Here is a 13,973-nt window from a genome sequence, read left to right on the forward strand (position 1 = left end):
TCGGGCTCAGGCGTTCGGGCCCTGGGCGCCGTTGCCGCCGGCCGCGCCCGCGGTGCCGCCGTCCGCGGATCCGCCGGCGGTGGCGGAGCTCGTGGCGGTGGCCGTCGCGGTGGCGGTCGGAGTCGCGGTCGCGGTCTTGGTCGGGGTGGGCGTGGCGGTCGGCGTCGGCGTGGTGGTCCTGCTGTGCGTCGGCGTCGGGGTCGGACTGAAGCTCGGCGTCGGGCTGGTGGTCGGGGTGGGCGACTCGGTCACCGTGGGGGTGTCCGTGGTCGGCTCGGTGGTCGGCTCGGCCGGGGTGGAGACACTGGTCGAGGTGCCCGGCGTGGGCGTCCCGCCGTTGTTCCCGCGCATGGCCAGGGCCACCCCGACGGTGATCGCCGCGATGGCGACCAGGACCGCGATCACCGCGAAGAGCCCGCGCCTGCCGTGCGGCTCGTCCGCGCCCTGCTCGTACGGGTCGGCGTAGTTCGGCGGGACCGCGCTGCCCGGGTTCGGCGGCATCGCCTGGGTGCTGCCCATCGGCGGGGTCACCGCGCGGGTGACCATGGTCGGCGCGCTCATCGCCGCGGCGGCAGCGGCGGCCACGGCGGCGCCGCCGGGCAGCAGTTCGGTCGGACCGGTCGCCTGGTGCATGGTGCGCAGCGCGTGCTGAAGGTGGGCCCGGAACTCGTCGGCGCTCTGGAACCGGTCGTCCGGGTCCTTGGCCAGCGAGCGCAGCACCAGCGGGTCCAGCGAGGCCGGCACCCGCGAGTTGGCCTGCGACGGCGGCACCGGCGGGTCCTGGACGTGCTGGTAGACCACCGAGAGCGGGGTGTCGCCGGTGAACGGCGGACGCAGCGTCAGCAGCTCGTAGAGCATGCAGCCGGTGGCGTAGAGGTCGGAGCGGTGGTCCACCGCCTTGCCGAGGGCCTGCTCGGGGGAGAGGTACTGCGGGGTGCCCATGACCATGCCGGTCTGGGTCATGGTGCTGGAGGCGCCGGTCAGCGCGCGGGCGATGCCGAAGTCCATCACCTTGACCGCACCGGTGTTGGTGATGATCACATTGGCGGGCTTGATGTCGCGGTGCACGATGCCGTGCCGGTGGCTGTAGGCCAGCGCCTCCAGGATCCCGGCGGTGATGATCAGCGCCTGGTCCACCGGCGGCGGCTCGTCGCCCTGCAGCAGCTCGCGGACGGTGTGGCCCTCGACCAGCTCCATCACGATGTAGGGGACGGTCTCCCCGGCGTGCGCCTCCTCGCCGGTGTCGTAGACCGCGACCACGGCGTGGTGGTTCAGCGAGGCGACCGAATGAGCCTCACGAGTGAACCGGATCCGCGCGGTGCTGTCCTCGGCGAGCTCGGGGCGGAGCACCTTGATGGCGACGGTACGGCCGAGCCGGAGGTCCCTGGCGGCGAAGACCTCGGCCATGCCGCCCCGGCCGAGCCGGCCGGTCAGCCGGTAGCGGCCCTCGCCGAACACGGCGAGACCGCTGGTGGAGACCACGGCCGGCTCGAACGGCGGTTCGGCGCCCTGCTGGTAGCCGGGCTGCTGCCCGCCCTGCTCGTTGTCTGCCATTACTCTCCGCCGTCGGTCCTTCGCCTGTGCGCCGCTCCCGTGTGCTGCCCGGGCCTGGACGTGTACCCGATCCCACCCGGTCGATGCCCGCCCCGTGTGCGGACCGGTGGGGTCCAGCAAGTGCACGCTACCGGTTTCGCGGCCCGCGTGTTGTGGACGATCATCCTTGCGGCCCCGCCGCGGAGCCCCGGTCAGCCCAGTCCGGTCGCGACCGGACCGGCGCCCGCCGACCCGTTGTAGTTGGTGTTGTCGCTGCTCGACGTGTTGTTCTCGACCACCAGCACCAGGATCAGGACGATCACCACGAGCAGCCCGACGATCACTCCGGTGATCACCAGCGCGGTACCGCAGCCCTTGCCGCTGTTCCGCGCCCCCGGCCGGGCGCCCTGCGGGCCGACGTAGGGACGCGGAGCCGCCTGCGGCATCTGCCCGGTGGGACGGAGCTGCGGCGGCGGGGTCGGCATCGGCGGGGGTGTCGGCCGCGGCGTCGGCCGGCCCTGCGGCTGCCGGTACGGGGCCGGCGGCGGGGTCGGCACACCGGGCCGCTGCGCCTGCGGGTAGGGCGGCCGGGGCCCTCCCTGCGGACCGGGCGGCGGCGTCCGCTGCGGCCCGGGCATGCCGGGACGCTGCTGCGGGTGCTGCTGCTGGGGGTACGGCGGCCGGGGCGCTCCCTGCGGGCCGGGCGGCGGGGTCCCCTGCGGGGCGTACGGCTGCGGGGTGCGCATCCCCTGCTGCTGCGGGTAGGGCGTGCCCAACGGCTGCTGCTGGTAGGGCTGCTGCGGCGGCATGGTGCCCAACTGGCCCTGCGCGGCCGGGAACACCGCGTTGGCGCCGCTGCCTCCCACGCCCACCCGCGGGCCGCCGCCGATGATCAGCGGGGTGTTGGCGCCGGTGCCGCCGGTGCCGGCCAGCCGCTCGCACTCCTCGCGCATCGCGTCGGCGTCCTGGAAGCGGTGCGCCGGATCCTTCCGCAGCGCCTGCGCGACCAGCGCGTCCACCCCCGGGGGGACGGCGGCGTTGAAGCTGGACGGGGGCGGCGGCGTCTCCTGGACGTGCTGGTAGGCCATGCCCAGCGCGCTGTCCGACTCGAACGGCAGCCGCCCGGTGAGCAGTTCGAACAGCAGGCAGCCGACCGAGTAGAGGTCGGAGCGGGCGTCCACCGCCTTGCCCAGCGCCTGTTCGGGGGAGAGGTACTGGGGCGTGCCGACCACCATGCCGGTCTGGGTCATCGAGGTGACCCCGGACTGCATCGCCCTGGCGATGCCGAAGTCCATCACCTTGACCACGCCGCGCCTGGTCAGCATCACATTGGCGGGCTTGATGTCGCGGTGCACCAGGCCCTGCTCGTGCGAGGCGGCGAGGGCGGCCAGCACATCGGCGGTGATCTTCAGCGCCTTGTCGGTGGGCATCGCGCCGTGCGCCGCGATGTCGTCCCGCAGCACCGAGCTGAGCGAACCGCCCTCGACGTACTCCATCACTATGAAGGGGACGTGCACGCCGTCGTCGTTGACGTCCTCGCCGCTGTCGTACACGGCGACGATATTGGTGTGGTTGAGCCGGGCCACCGCCTGCGCCTCGCGGCGGAAGCGCTCGCGGAAGGAGGGCTCCCGGCTCATGTCGCCGAGCATGCTCTTGACCGCGACCGGGCGGTCGAGCACGGTGTCGTCGGCGAGGTGGACCGTCGCCATGCCACCCTGCCCCAGCAGGTCCCGGAGCAGGTACCGGCCGTGTCCGACCGTCCGCCCCGCTCCCTCGTCGCCCTGCCCGGTCGCGCCCTGCTCAGTCATCAGTTCTCTTCTCCCCCACGGCACCCGGAAGCGCACACCGGCGCCGCTGTCGGTGAGCCGTTCGGTGAGCCATCAGGGGCTAGGCTAGCGGGCCGCACCGACGGGTTGCCCCCGCACACCCGTTCCGATTCCGCTCCGTTACTACAGGTAGGGGCCGGAGCGGATCCCGTGGTCCTCGTCCGGCTCGTCCGGCCCGGCACCGCCCGCACCGGGCGGCAGCGCCCGCCGCATCTGCTCCAACTGGGCCCTGGCCGCCATCTGCTGGGCGAACAGCGCGGTCTGGATGCCGTGGAACAGGCCCTCCAGCCAGCCCACCAACTGGGCCTGGGCGATCCGCAGTTCGGCCTCGCTGGGGATGGCCTCCTCGGTGAACGGGAGGGAGAGCCGCTCCAGCTCCTCCACCAGCTCGGGGGCGAGCCCGGCCTCCAGCTCCTTCACCGAGCTGGCGTGGATCTCCTTGAGCCGGACCCGGCTGGCCTCGTCCAGCGGAGCCTGCCTGACCTCCTCCAGCAGCTGCTTGATCATGCTGCCGATCCGCATCACCTTGGCGGGCTGCTCCACCATCTCCGTGATCGGGAGTTCACGGGGTGCGCCCTCCTCCCCCTCCGCCGAGGAGGGGCGACGCCCGCCACCGGGAAGTGCGCCGAGGGGCATCCCGTCGGGGCCGACGATCAGGACCTGGGGGCCGTCTTCGGGCCGCGCGTTCGGGCTGTTCATGGTCGTCATTCTGCCCCAACGGAAGCGGATCGGGAGTGTCACCCCACAGAACAGGTGTGCGTCACTCGGATTCCCGCCGGACGCTACGGCCGCCGCAGCCGCCAGCCGAACAGGCCGGCGCCGCCGCCGATCAGCGCCAGGCCGATGCCCAGCGGCAGCAGTCTCGGGTCCCGCTCCCAGCGTGTCGCCTGCGCCGAGCGGCCCCCGCCGAGCACCACCGCCAGCGGGGGCACCGCGCCGAGACCGCCCGGGGCCGCCAGCGCCTGCGGGCCGAGCGGGGGCGGGCCCGCGCCCAGCGGGCGCCAGGCCCGGCGCCCGTCGCCGCCGGGCGACACCTCGTCGGGAGGCATCCGGCTCGCGGCGGCAGCGACGGCCGAGGCAGCCGCGGCGTTGGCCCGGGCGTCGGCCCGGGCCTGCACCACCGCGGGCGCGGGCGGCCGGGGCGCCTTCGGGAACAGCGGGTCGAGCAGCGGGACCGGCAGCTCGGGCAGGGTCACCGGGGGACGGTTCTGGCCGCTCCGCTCCGGCGCGGGGCTCGGCGGCAGGCTCGGCGCCAGGTTCAGCCCCGGGCCGGGGCCGGGCCCCTGGCCCGGAGCCGCGCTCTGACCGGCGCTCGGGTTCGGTCCGGGCCGGCCGACCGGCGGGAAGCTCGGCGGGGGGTCGGGCTGGGAACCGGTCGGCGAGCCGGGCTGGGAGGCGCTGTCGGAGCCGAACGGGGGAGCCGGCTGCGATCCGGGCGCAGACGCCGGGTTCGGCGCGGCGGCTGCCGCCTGCGGAAGCACCAGCCGTACCTGCCCGCCGCCCGGCAGCGGGACCAGCAGTCCGCCGTGCCCGTACGGGTCCCAACCCCTTCCGGCCTGCTCCGCCGCGGCGGCCGGCGGCAGTGGCGCCGCACCGTAGAGGAGGACGGTCCCGCAGAGCAGCGCCAGCCCGGCCAGGACCGCCTTCACCTGTGCGCCACGAGGAGTCCCGGCCACGCCGCGTGCCCTCCAGACCGCTGCGGACACCGCCCCGCCGGGGGAGGTCGACCGGCCAGCTCTCGACAACAGCTACCCAGCCGACCATCCCATATCACTTTAATTCCGGCATTCCGGACGCCCCCGGGCTGCGCCGGTCGGGTCGGTCCTCCCCGGGCCGCGCCCTCCCCGGCCCTCACTGGCCGACCCGGGCCGCCGACCGGAAATCACTCGCCGCGGGCGCCGCCCGGAAAGCATTGGTTCTTGCGCGAATAGCACCTAAATGTCACGGTCGGCACCGATCCGGCCGACGCCCGGACGACCCGCCCCGCAGCTTTCGGGACCGGCGGTCCGGGGGCGTCGGTTAACCTGCCTATCAGCGGAGTCGGGGCCCACGGCAGAACCTGGCGGCACTCGACGCCGCCGTTCATCACGGCTGCCCTTTCACAAAAGGGGTGCAATCGGGAATGGGGAGGCAATTCAGTGCACTATCACGCCACAGCACAGTTCCTGAAAGCCTCCATTCCCGAGGTCGTCCACTCCTACCGGACCGCGCTGCTGGCGGTCCGCAGTCCGCTGGCGACGCGCAAGGACGCCTGGCCGAAGTGCCGCGAACAGGCGCAGACGATCCTGGAGGACTGCGTCACGGCGCTGTCCGGGAGCCAGCCGCCCGAGGCCGCCGAGGCCCGGAGGTACTCGCAGCTGGTGGGGGCCGATCGGGCCTCGCAGGGGATCGCCATGGCGGAGTCGATCCGCGCGGTGGAGATCCTCTGGAGCGCCATGCAGCCCGCCGTGCGGAAGGCGGTCCAGTGCGAGCCGGCGGCCCGGCAGCCCTCGGCCCAGCTGCTGATCAGCACCGCCTTCCGGTCCAGCGCCGGCAACCGTCTCTACGCCGGGGCCATCGGCTACGGGGAAGCGGTCAACCGGGGGGCCGGCGGTACCGCGGACGAGGCCGCCGAGGCCGGGGCTCCCGGCGCGGTGCCGGCCCAGGCGGCGGCCTACGCGGAGCTGTCCCAGCGCGAGCGGGAGGTCCTCGACGGAGTCGCCCGCGCGCTGACCAACGGTCAGATAGCACGCGAGCTCGGGATCCAGACGGCGACGGTGAAGCGGCATCTCAACAACGTCTACGGAAAGCTGCAGGCGCAGTCCCGCATCGACGCCGTCAACAAGGCGTTCGGGCTGGTCCACGGCCGGAGCGGGCCCGAGGAGGACCAGGGGGCGGAGCCCCCGGCGCGGTGATCCGGGCCGCCGGGACGTGGCGCTCGGCTCAGTCGGCATGACGGCCCGCCCGCTCGTTCACCGCATCGGCCCGTCCAGCAGCAGGGCGAGCAGCATGGCGGTGTTCGCCGCGTACTGCGTCCGCATGAACGCCCGGTAGGCGCTGCGGCGCGTCCTCTTGTCCGCGCCCCCGCCCCCGGCGGTACGGACGATCTGGACCACCACGCAGACCGCCCCGACCGCCACCGGGGCGGTTCCGGCGAGCGCGAACGGCGCCCAGGCCGACGGGGCCAGTACCGCGGCCGTCCCGACGGTCAGCGCGCCGGCCGCGGCGACCCGGCGGGTCAGGGTGTCACCGCGCCTGACGGCCAGGGTGCGGCGCCCTCCGACAGCATCCCCGTCGAGGTCGCTGAGGTCCTTGACCACCGACCCCACCAGGGCCATCCAGGCGCTCATCACACCGGCGAAGACCAGGCCGATCCGGTCCTGGCCCCCTCCCGCGGCGGCGGTCCCGGCCGCGAACGAGGTCCAGCCGAGACCGAGGACCACCAGTGCGCACGCGCTGCTCCACTGCTTGGCCGGAAACGGCGGCGCCGAGTAGAGCCAGCCCAGCAGCAGGAACGCCGCCACCCAGACGGTGAGTCCGGGGACGAAGACCGACAGCGCGAGCGAACCGAGGGCCGCGAGCGCGGTGATCCGTGCCGCCGCCCGTTCCGGCAGATCACCCCGGGCGATCGGACGAGCCGACCCGTTGGCACGGTCCTCCTGGACATCCATCACGCCGTTGAGCAGGTAGGCGGCGACCACGGCCAGCCACCAGGCGAGCAGTCCGCCCACCAACTGCAGCGGATTCGCCGGCTGTTGGTGCACGGAGAGGGCGGCGCCCACGGCGAACCGCAGCAGGAAGACGACCTGAACGGCGGGACGCGCCTCCGCCAGGCTGAGACGTGCGTAGCGGAGCGAGACGCGGAGCTGTGATTCAGCGAGGGAAATTCCATGGGTGATCTCGGCCACGTCGGCAAGGTTACGAGACATTCGGCCCGGTTCCCGTGGACTGCACCCTAGGGTGCATCGGCCCGCGCACAGCGCCCCGCACCCCGCACTGCACCCTTGGGTGCAATCACGGCCCGGGAATCCGGAAGTCTTGTACCGTCGATTTCGAAATCAACAATTCCGACCGGGTGGATATGGACGGCGCACGACGTGGAGAAAGGCCCTGAATTTCTTTGCCGGTACTTCTGGTGGTCTACGACAGCGGCAGCGTCGGGCCCGCGCGATTGGCGCGGGCGGCGGCCGAAAATGACTGCGAACTGATTTTCCTGGCGGCCGATTCCCAGCACGCCAGGGCGATGGTCCCGGCCCTGGAGGCGTTCGGCGGGGTCGTGGACGGGGCGGCGGTGCCGCGGTCCGAGCTGCTCCGGACGCTCACCGCGGCGGGGGTCGACGGCATCGTCACCTTCAGCGAGTTCCAGATCGGCGCCACCGCCGAGCTCGCCGAGGACCTGGGCCTGGCCTACCACTCCACCGCCGACGTGGACGCGATCACCCGCAAGGACCGGCAGCGCCAGCGGTTCGCGGAGCGGGGGGTGGACAGCGTGCGCCATCGCACGATCACCTCCGTCGACCAGATCCCGGACGCGCTCGCGCACGTCGGCCTGCCCGCGATCATCAAGCCGATCGTCGGCGCGTCGAGCCGGCACACGGTGGCTGTCGCCACCGCCGAGGAGTGCCGGGCCGTCGCGGGACCGTTCCTGCTCGCCGAGACCGCGCTGCTGGTCGAGGAACTGCTGGTCGGCCGGCCGACCCCGGCCCCGTGGGGCGACTACATCGCCGTGGACTGCGTGGCCTCCGGCGACGACGTCGCCCCGGTGTTCGTCACCAGCAAGTTCGCGCTGGCCGAGCCGTTCCGGGAACGCGGCGGCTACGGCGCGCGGTCGATGGTGGACGAGACCGGGCTCAAGGAGGTCCAGGAGCTGGCCTGCCGGGCGGTGAAGGCGCTGAACATCCGGACCGGCCTGGCCGATGTGGAGATCAAGCTCACCGCGGCCGGCCCCCGGGTGATCGAGGTCAACGGGCGGCTCGGGGGCTGGGTCGACGACCTCGCCGTCCGCTCGCACACCGCGGCGCCGGTGGACCTGGCGGTCCGCTCCGCGCTCGGCCGCGAGGTCGGGCCGCCGACCGGCGGCGACGGCCCGATCGCCTTCCACTACCTGGTCGTGCCCCCGATCGGGGCGACCAGGGTGCGGCGGATCGGGGACAGCGCGCCCCTGACCCGGCTCGCCCACGTCGACCGGGTCGCGGTACTGGCCGAGCCGGGCGCGTCCGCCGACTGGCGGATCGGCGCACCGGCCTCGGTCGCGGCGGTCCTCGGCACCGCCGAGGACCACGGGCAGCTCGCCGAGACAGTGGCCGCCATCGAGCGCACCGATTGGATCGACTATGAGTGACACACCGTACGAGGGCGGGGTCGAGCTGGTCATCTTCGACCTGGACGGGGTCCTGGTCGATGTCCAGCACGCCGAGAACGCCGCCCTGGCCCACCTGGCCGGACTGATGGGACTGCGGCTGACCGCGGCCGAGTCCACCGCGCTCTTCTCCGGCCGGAAGCTCCAGGAGTGCATCGACCTCATCGAGGACCGGTCGCACACCGGCCCGCCGGAGGACGCGGTCCGGATCGTCCGCGAGACCTGCGAACGCCTCATCGGCCCTTCGCTGGAACCGATCGCCGGGGTCAGGGAGGCACTGGCCGGTATCGACGCCATCAAATGCGTGGCGTCGAACAGTCCCCCGGACATCATCCGGCACCGGCTCGGCGCCGCCGGTATCCACGGGCAGTTCGGCGCCCGGGTCTACTCGGCGTACGACATCGACGCCTGGAAACCGGATCCCACGCTGTTCCTCTGGGCGGCCGACGACCTCGGCGCGGCCCCGGAGCGGACCGTGGTGGTCGAGGACAGCGCGGTCGGGGTCGCCGCGGCGCTCTCGGCCGGGATGCGGGTCCTCCACTTCTGCGCCGAAAACAGCGGGCCGCACGACACCGCGGTTCCGACTTTCTCCTCGATGCACATGCTGCCCGAATTGATAGGACGCACAGGATGAATGAAATCCGGAAAATCCAGGTCATCGGCGCCGGGGACATCGGCCGGCAGGTCTTCCAGGGCCTGGCCCTGAGCGACGCGTCCCGATCGGTGCAACTGGTCGGCCGCGACGAGGAGGCGACGCTGCGGGCGGCCAACCTCACCCGGTTCTCCAGTGTCCAGCGCGGACACTCGGCCCGGGTCAGCCATGCGGTCACCGACCTGTTCGACGTCGAGCGCACGGCCGAACGGATCGCCGCGTTCCAGCCGGACATCATCTTCCTGGCCGCCAGCCTGCAGTCCTGGTGGGTCATCACCACCCTGCCGGAGCAGGCGTTCCAACGGCTGTACCAGGCGAACTACGGCCCCTGGCTGCCCATGCACCTGGTCCCGGTGATGAAGGCGATGCAGGCGGTCCGGCTGGCGGACAGCCCGGCCGTGGTGGTGAACGCGGCCTATCCCGACGCGGTCCATCCCGCGCTCAACGCCGTCGGCCTCAGCCCGGAGATCGGCATCGGCAATGTCGCCAACAACGTGCCGGGGATCCGGGTCGGCGCGGCCGACCTGCTCGGCGTCCACCCGTCCGAGGTCGAGGTGCGGCTGGTCGCCCACCACTACGTCTCGCACCGGCTGTCCAGGACCGGCGACGCCGGCGCGGCCAGCATGGGCCTGGCCGTGCTGCACCACGGCCGGGACATCACCGCCGAACTGGACATCGGCGCGCTGCTGGGCAGTCTGCCGCACCGGTACCGGCGCACCGGCGGCCTGGCCGGCCAGGTGATGACCGCCGCGTCCGCGCTGAGCGTCCTGGAGCCGCTCGCCACCGGCCGGGACGCGCTGGTCCACGCACCCGGCCCGCTCGGCCTGGTCGGCGGGTACCCGGTGGCGCTCGAGGGCGGCCGGATCCGGCTGGAACTGCCGCATGGCCTCTCCGCGGACGACGCGGTGAAGATCAACGAGAGCGGCCAGCTGCAGGACGGCATCAGCGACATCCGTCCGGACGGCACGGTGCTGTTCGAGGAGTCGTCGATGGCGGTGCTGACCCGTGAACTCGGCTACGACTGCGCCGAGATGCCGCTGGACCAGGCCGAGGGACGCGCGCGGGAGATAACCGAGCGGCTCGCCGCCTACCGGCAGCGGGTGACCCGGTGACCGAACCGAACGACGCCGAACGGCACCTGCTGCTGGACGTGTACAACAACACCGCGGTGCCGCTCGCGGACACCACGGTGCCCGCGGCCTTCGACGCCCAGGCCGCCCGCACCCCGCAGGCGGTCGCGGTCGAGTACGGCGACGAGACGCTCAGCTACGCCGAACTCGGCGGCCGGGTGCGGCGGCTGGCCGCCCGGCTGGCCGCGGCCGGGGTACGCCCGGGCCACACCGTCGGGGTGCTGCTGGAGCGGACGCCGGAGCTGGTGGTCGCGCTGCTCGCGGTGACCCGGGCCGGCGCGGCGTACCTGCCGCTGGATCCGCGCTACCCGCTGTCGCGGGCGCGGGCCATGCTGCGCGGGGCCGGGGCCGGGCTGGTCCTGGTCGACCCGGCCGGCCGGGAACGGGCGGCCGGCTACGGCGTACCGGTCCTGGAGACCGGGCCGGCCGACGCGGCCGGGGCCGGACCGGAGACGTTCCAGGACGCGACGACGGACCCGCACGCGCCGTTCTACCTGATGCACACCTCGGGCTCGACCGGCGAGCCCAAGGGGGTCGTCACCACCCACCGCAACGTCCTGGCCCTGGCCAGGGACCGGATCTGGTCCGGCGGCAACCACGACCGGGTGCTGTTCCACTCGCCGTACGCGTTCGACGCCTCCAGCTACGAACTGTGGGTTCCGCTGCTGAACGGCGGCCGGGTCGTCATCGCCACCGAGGCGGTCACCTCGGTGCTGCTGCGCAAGCTCGCGGGCACCGGGCGGATCACCGCCCTCTGGCTGACGGCCGGACTCTTCGCGGCCTTCGCCGAAGGCGACCCCGGCTGCCTCGACGGGGTGCGCGAGGTGTGGACCGGCGGGGACGTGGTGTCCCCCCGGGCGGTCCGGCGGATCACCGAGGCGTGCCCGGACATCTCCGTCTACAACGGCTACGGGCCCACCGAGACCACGACGTTCGCCACCCGGCACCGGATCCACCCCGGCGGGTCCGCCGCCGACGGGTCCAGCACCGGCAGGTCCACCGCCGACGCGGACCTGCCGATCGGCACTCCGATGGACAACACCCGGGTCTACCTGCTGGACGACGCGCTCCGGCTGGTGGCGCCGGGCGAGGCGGGCCAGCTCCACATCGCCGGCGAGGGCACCGCACGGGGCTACCTGGGCCAGCCCGAGCTGACGGCGGAACGCTTCCTGCCGGACCCGTTCGGCCCGCCGGACTCGGTCATGTACGCCACCGGCGACCTGGCCCGCTGGGACGAAGCCGGCCGGTTGCGGTACCTGGGGCGGGTGGACGACCAGGTGAAGATCCACGGGTTCCGGATCGAGCCCGGCGAGATCGAGTCCGCTCTGGCCCGGCACCCGCAGGTGTCCCAGGCCGCGGTCCGGGCGGACAAGCACGAAGGGGGCAGCGGCCGGATCGTCGCCTATGTGGTCCCGTCGGATCCGTACTCGACGCCGGACTCCGCGGTGCTGCTGGAGTTCCTGGCCGAGCGGCTGCCGCGGTACACGGTTCCGGCCGCGATCGTGTTCCTCAGCGAGCTGCCGCTGACCGCCAACGGCAAGGTGGACCGCAGGAGCCTCACCGAGCCCGCCCGCCCGCAGGCGCCGGCCGCCCCGCCGGAGGGCGGCCTCTCCTCCGGGACGCAGCGCCGGCTCGCCCGCGAGTGGTCCGACCTGCTCCAGGTCCCGGTCAGGTCGGGGGACGCGTCCTTCTGGGACCTGGGCGGGCACTCGCTGCGCGCGGTCACCCTCATCGCCCGGATCCAGGAGGGATTCGGGGTGCGGCTGAGCATGCGCGACCTGTTCCGGGTACCGCGCCTCGCCGACCTCGCCGACCTCATCGACACCAGGGCCGCGGCGGCGCCGGACGCCGGTCCGGCACCGGAGGAACGGCCGGCGACGGACTTCCAGCGCCGGGTCTGGGTCGCCCAGCAGCTCGAGGCCGCCCCCGGCCTGTACACCGTGCACTTCGCCTGGCGGGTCGACGGCGAGCTCGACCCGCTGCCGCTCGGCGCGGCCCTGGCCCGTGTGATCAGCCGTCATGAGACGCTCCGGACCACCTTCGTGGAGCACCGGGGCGATCTGCGCCAGGTCGTCGGCGCGCCGTGGCGGCCGGAGATCCGGCGGGAGTACTGCGCGGACGACGCCGCGCTCGCCGACTGGCTGCGGGCCGAGGCGGACCGCCCATTCGACCTCGCCGCGGGGCCGCTGCTGCGCGCGTCCCTGGTCGCCACACCGGCCGGGCAGGTCCTGTCGATCGCCGTGCACCACCTGGTCTTCGACATCTCGTCGCTGTCGATCCTGCTCGAGGAACTGGGCCGGGCCTACGCCGACGACGGGTCCGCGCCCTGGCCGGCGCCGCCGCAGTACCGCGACCTGGCCGACCCCGCGTCCACCGCCGACGGCGGACTCGCCCGCTGGGTGGACCGGCTGCGCGGGGCCCCGAGCCGGCTGCCGCTGCCGCCGGTCCGGCCGGTCGAGCCGCACGGGTCGGTGCCGCTGGAGCTGAGCGCGGACCTGCTCGACCGGATGCGCCCGCTGCAGCAGGAACTGGGCATGTCCTGGTTCATGGTGACCGCCGCGGCCGTCGCCGCGACGCTGCACCGGTGGACCGGTCAGGACGACCTCACCTTCGGCTTCCCCGCCGACACCCGGACCGGCGGCGCGCTCGCCGGGATCCTCGGCCCCTGCTTGAACACCGTCGTGGTGCGCTCCCGGTGCGAGGCCGGCACCACCCTCGACGCGTTGCTGGAACAGGTCGGCGACGGCGTGCTGGCGGCCTTCGAGGACCGGACCGTACCGTTCGGCACGGTCCTGGACGCGGTCGGCGCTCCCCGCTCCGCGGACGGCACGCCGTACCTGGATGTGATGCTGGCCCCGCAGGTGCTCGATCCGGAGCCGGCCACCGTCGGCGGGCACCGCCTCACACCGCTCGACGCCTTCGACAGCCCGGCCACCATCGGCAAGTTCACCCTGACCGTGGGCCTCACGGTCGCCGGCGGGAGGCTGGCCGGGAACCTGCTGTACCGCGGCGACCGGATCTCCGCCGCGACCGCGCGCGAGTTCGCCGCCGCCTACGCCGGTGCCCTGGAGGCGCTGGTGGGCGACCGCAGCGTGCTGGTGGCCGCCGCGGCACCGGTGGCGCCGGTAGCGCCGGTAGCACCGGTGCCGCCGTCGGCCGCCCCGGCCCGGGAGGCCGCGCCCGCGGCGCTGGAGTCACGGGTCCGGGAGATCTGGCTGAGCCTGCTGGACCTCGACCGGGTCGGCCCTGACGACAACTTCTTCGACCGCGGCGGCAACTCGCTCAAGCTGGTGGCCCTGCACGCCGAGCTGTGCCGCGAGTTCGGGGTGGACCTCGCCATTCAGTCGCTGTTCGAGAACTCCACGGTCCGCACCATGGCCGACTGCCTGGCCCGGGCCCGCGGCGAGCGCGGCGGTCCGCAGGACCCGGGGCCGGACCCGCGCGACCGGGCCGAGGCGCGCCGCCGGTCCCTGGGCCGGCGGGGAGGGCGGTGA

Annotated in this window: 10 protein-coding genes; 5 read left to right on the plus strand and 5 right to left on the minus strand. The window is 73.9% G+C overall.

Annotated elements, in window-relative coordinates:
• Positions 1-6 precede the first annotated feature (6 nt).
• The 4 genes from ACEZDG_RS13360 to ACEZDG_RS13375 form a co-directional block, all read right to left on the minus strand.
• On the minus strand, positions 7-1,554 hold the full coding sequence (locus tag ACEZDG_RS13360) for a protein kinase domain-containing protein (RefSeq protein ID WP_380507579.1): 1,548 nt from the start codon (positions 1,552-1,554) through the stop codon (positions 7-9).
• A gap of 191 nt (positions 1,555-1,745) precedes the next feature.
• On the minus strand, positions 1,746-3,341 hold the full coding sequence (locus tag ACEZDG_RS13365) for a protein kinase domain-containing protein (protein WP_380507582.1): 1,596 nt from the start codon (positions 3,339-3,341) through the stop codon (positions 1,746-1,748).
• 141 nt (positions 3,342-3,482) lie between these two features.
• On the minus strand, positions 3,483-4,058 hold the full coding sequence (locus tag ACEZDG_RS13370; protein WP_380507585.1) for a bacterial proteasome activator family protein: 576 nt from the start codon (positions 4,056-4,058) through the stop codon (positions 3,483-3,485).
• 83 nt (positions 4,059-4,141) lie between these two features.
• Positions 4,142-5,035, minus strand: coding sequence for a hypothetical protein (locus tag ACEZDG_RS13375; protein ID WP_380507587.1), 894 nt, complete (start codon positions 5,033-5,035; stop codon positions 4,142-4,144).
• A 462-nt stretch (positions 5,036-5,497) separates the two neighbouring features.
• Between ACEZDG_RS13375 and ACEZDG_RS13380 the strand changes: the two genes are divergently transcribed.
• Complete coding sequence (locus ACEZDG_RS13380) at positions 5,498-6,253, plus strand: helix-turn-helix transcriptional regulator (RefSeq protein WP_380507590.1); 756 nt, start codon at positions 5,498-5,500, stop codon at positions 6,251-6,253.
• Positions 6,254-6,310: 57 nt separating this feature from the next.
• Here the strand turns inward: ACEZDG_RS13380 and ACEZDG_RS13385 are convergent, their stop codons facing one another.
• A complete protein-coding gene (locus ACEZDG_RS13385) occupies positions 6,311-7,267 on the minus strand; it encodes a UbiA family prenyltransferase (protein ID WP_380507593.1) in 957 nt (318 codons plus the stop codon).
• A 191-nt stretch (positions 7,268-7,458) separates the two neighbouring features.
• Between ACEZDG_RS13385 and ACEZDG_RS13390 the strand changes: the two genes are divergently transcribed.
• From ACEZDG_RS13390 to ACEZDG_RS13405, 4 genes are read left to right on the plus strand one after another with little or no spacing between them, the layout of a single operon-like run.
• Positions 7,459-8,679, plus strand: a complete 1,221-nt coding sequence (locus tag ACEZDG_RS13390) for an ATP-grasp domain-containing protein (protein ID WP_380507595.1) — start codon at positions 7,459-7,461, stop codon at positions 8,677-8,679.
• Positions 8,672-9,331, plus strand: coding sequence for an HAD-IA family hydrolase (locus ACEZDG_RS13395; RefSeq protein WP_380507599.1), 660 nt, complete (start codon positions 8,672-8,674; stop codon positions 9,329-9,331). The genes ACEZDG_RS13390 and ACEZDG_RS13395 overlap by 8 nt, the downstream gene beginning before the upstream one ends.
• Positions 9,328-10,461 carry a hypothetical protein gene (locus ACEZDG_RS13400; RefSeq protein ID WP_380507602.1) on the plus strand — a complete coding sequence of 378 codons (1,134 nt, stop codon included), beginning with the start codon at positions 9,328-9,330 and terminating at the stop codon, positions 10,459-10,461. The genes ACEZDG_RS13395 and ACEZDG_RS13400 overlap by 4 nt, the downstream gene beginning before the upstream one ends.
• Positions 10,458-13,973 (plus strand): amino acid adenylation domain-containing protein, encoded by a 3,516-nt coding sequence (locus ACEZDG_RS13405; RefSeq protein ID WP_380507605.1) that lies wholly within the window; start codon positions 10,458-10,460, stop codon positions 13,971-13,973. Before ACEZDG_RS13400 ends, ACEZDG_RS13405 begins: the two co-directional genes overlap by 4 nt.

It is taken from the genome of Streptacidiphilus alkalitolerans (assembly GCF_042511045.1).
Lineage (GTDB): Bacteria > Actinomycetota > Actinomycetes > Streptomycetales > Streptomycetaceae > Streptacidiphilus > Streptacidiphilus alkalitolerans.

What these genes read in the sequence shown, in the direction of transcription:
- ACEZDG_RS13360 (WP_380507579.1), bottom strand. Translation starts at nt 1,554, where the DNA reads ATGGCAGACAACGAGCAGGGCGGGCAGCAGCCCGGCTACCAGCAGGGC.
- ACEZDG_RS13365 (WP_380507582.1), bottom strand. Translation starts at nt 3,341, where the DNA reads ATGACTGAGCAGGGCGCGACCGGGCAGGGCGACGAGGGAGCGGGGCGG.
- ACEZDG_RS13370 (WP_380507585.1), bottom strand. Translation starts at nt 4,058, where the DNA reads ATGAACAGCCCGAACGCGCGGCCCGAAGACGGCCCCCAGGTCCTGATC.
- ACEZDG_RS13385 (WP_380507593.1), bottom strand. Translation starts at nt 7,267, where the DNA reads ATGTCTCGTAACCTTGCCGACGTGGCCGAGATCACCCATGGAATTTCC.
- ACEZDG_RS13395 (WP_380507599.1), top strand. Translation starts at nt 8,672, where the DNA reads ATGAGTGACACACCGTACGAGGGCGGGGTCGAGCTGGTCATCTTCGAC.
- ACEZDG_RS13400 (WP_380507602.1), top strand. Translation starts at nt 9,328, where the DNA reads ATGAATGAAATCCGGAAAATCCAGGTCATCGGCGCCGGGGACATCGGC.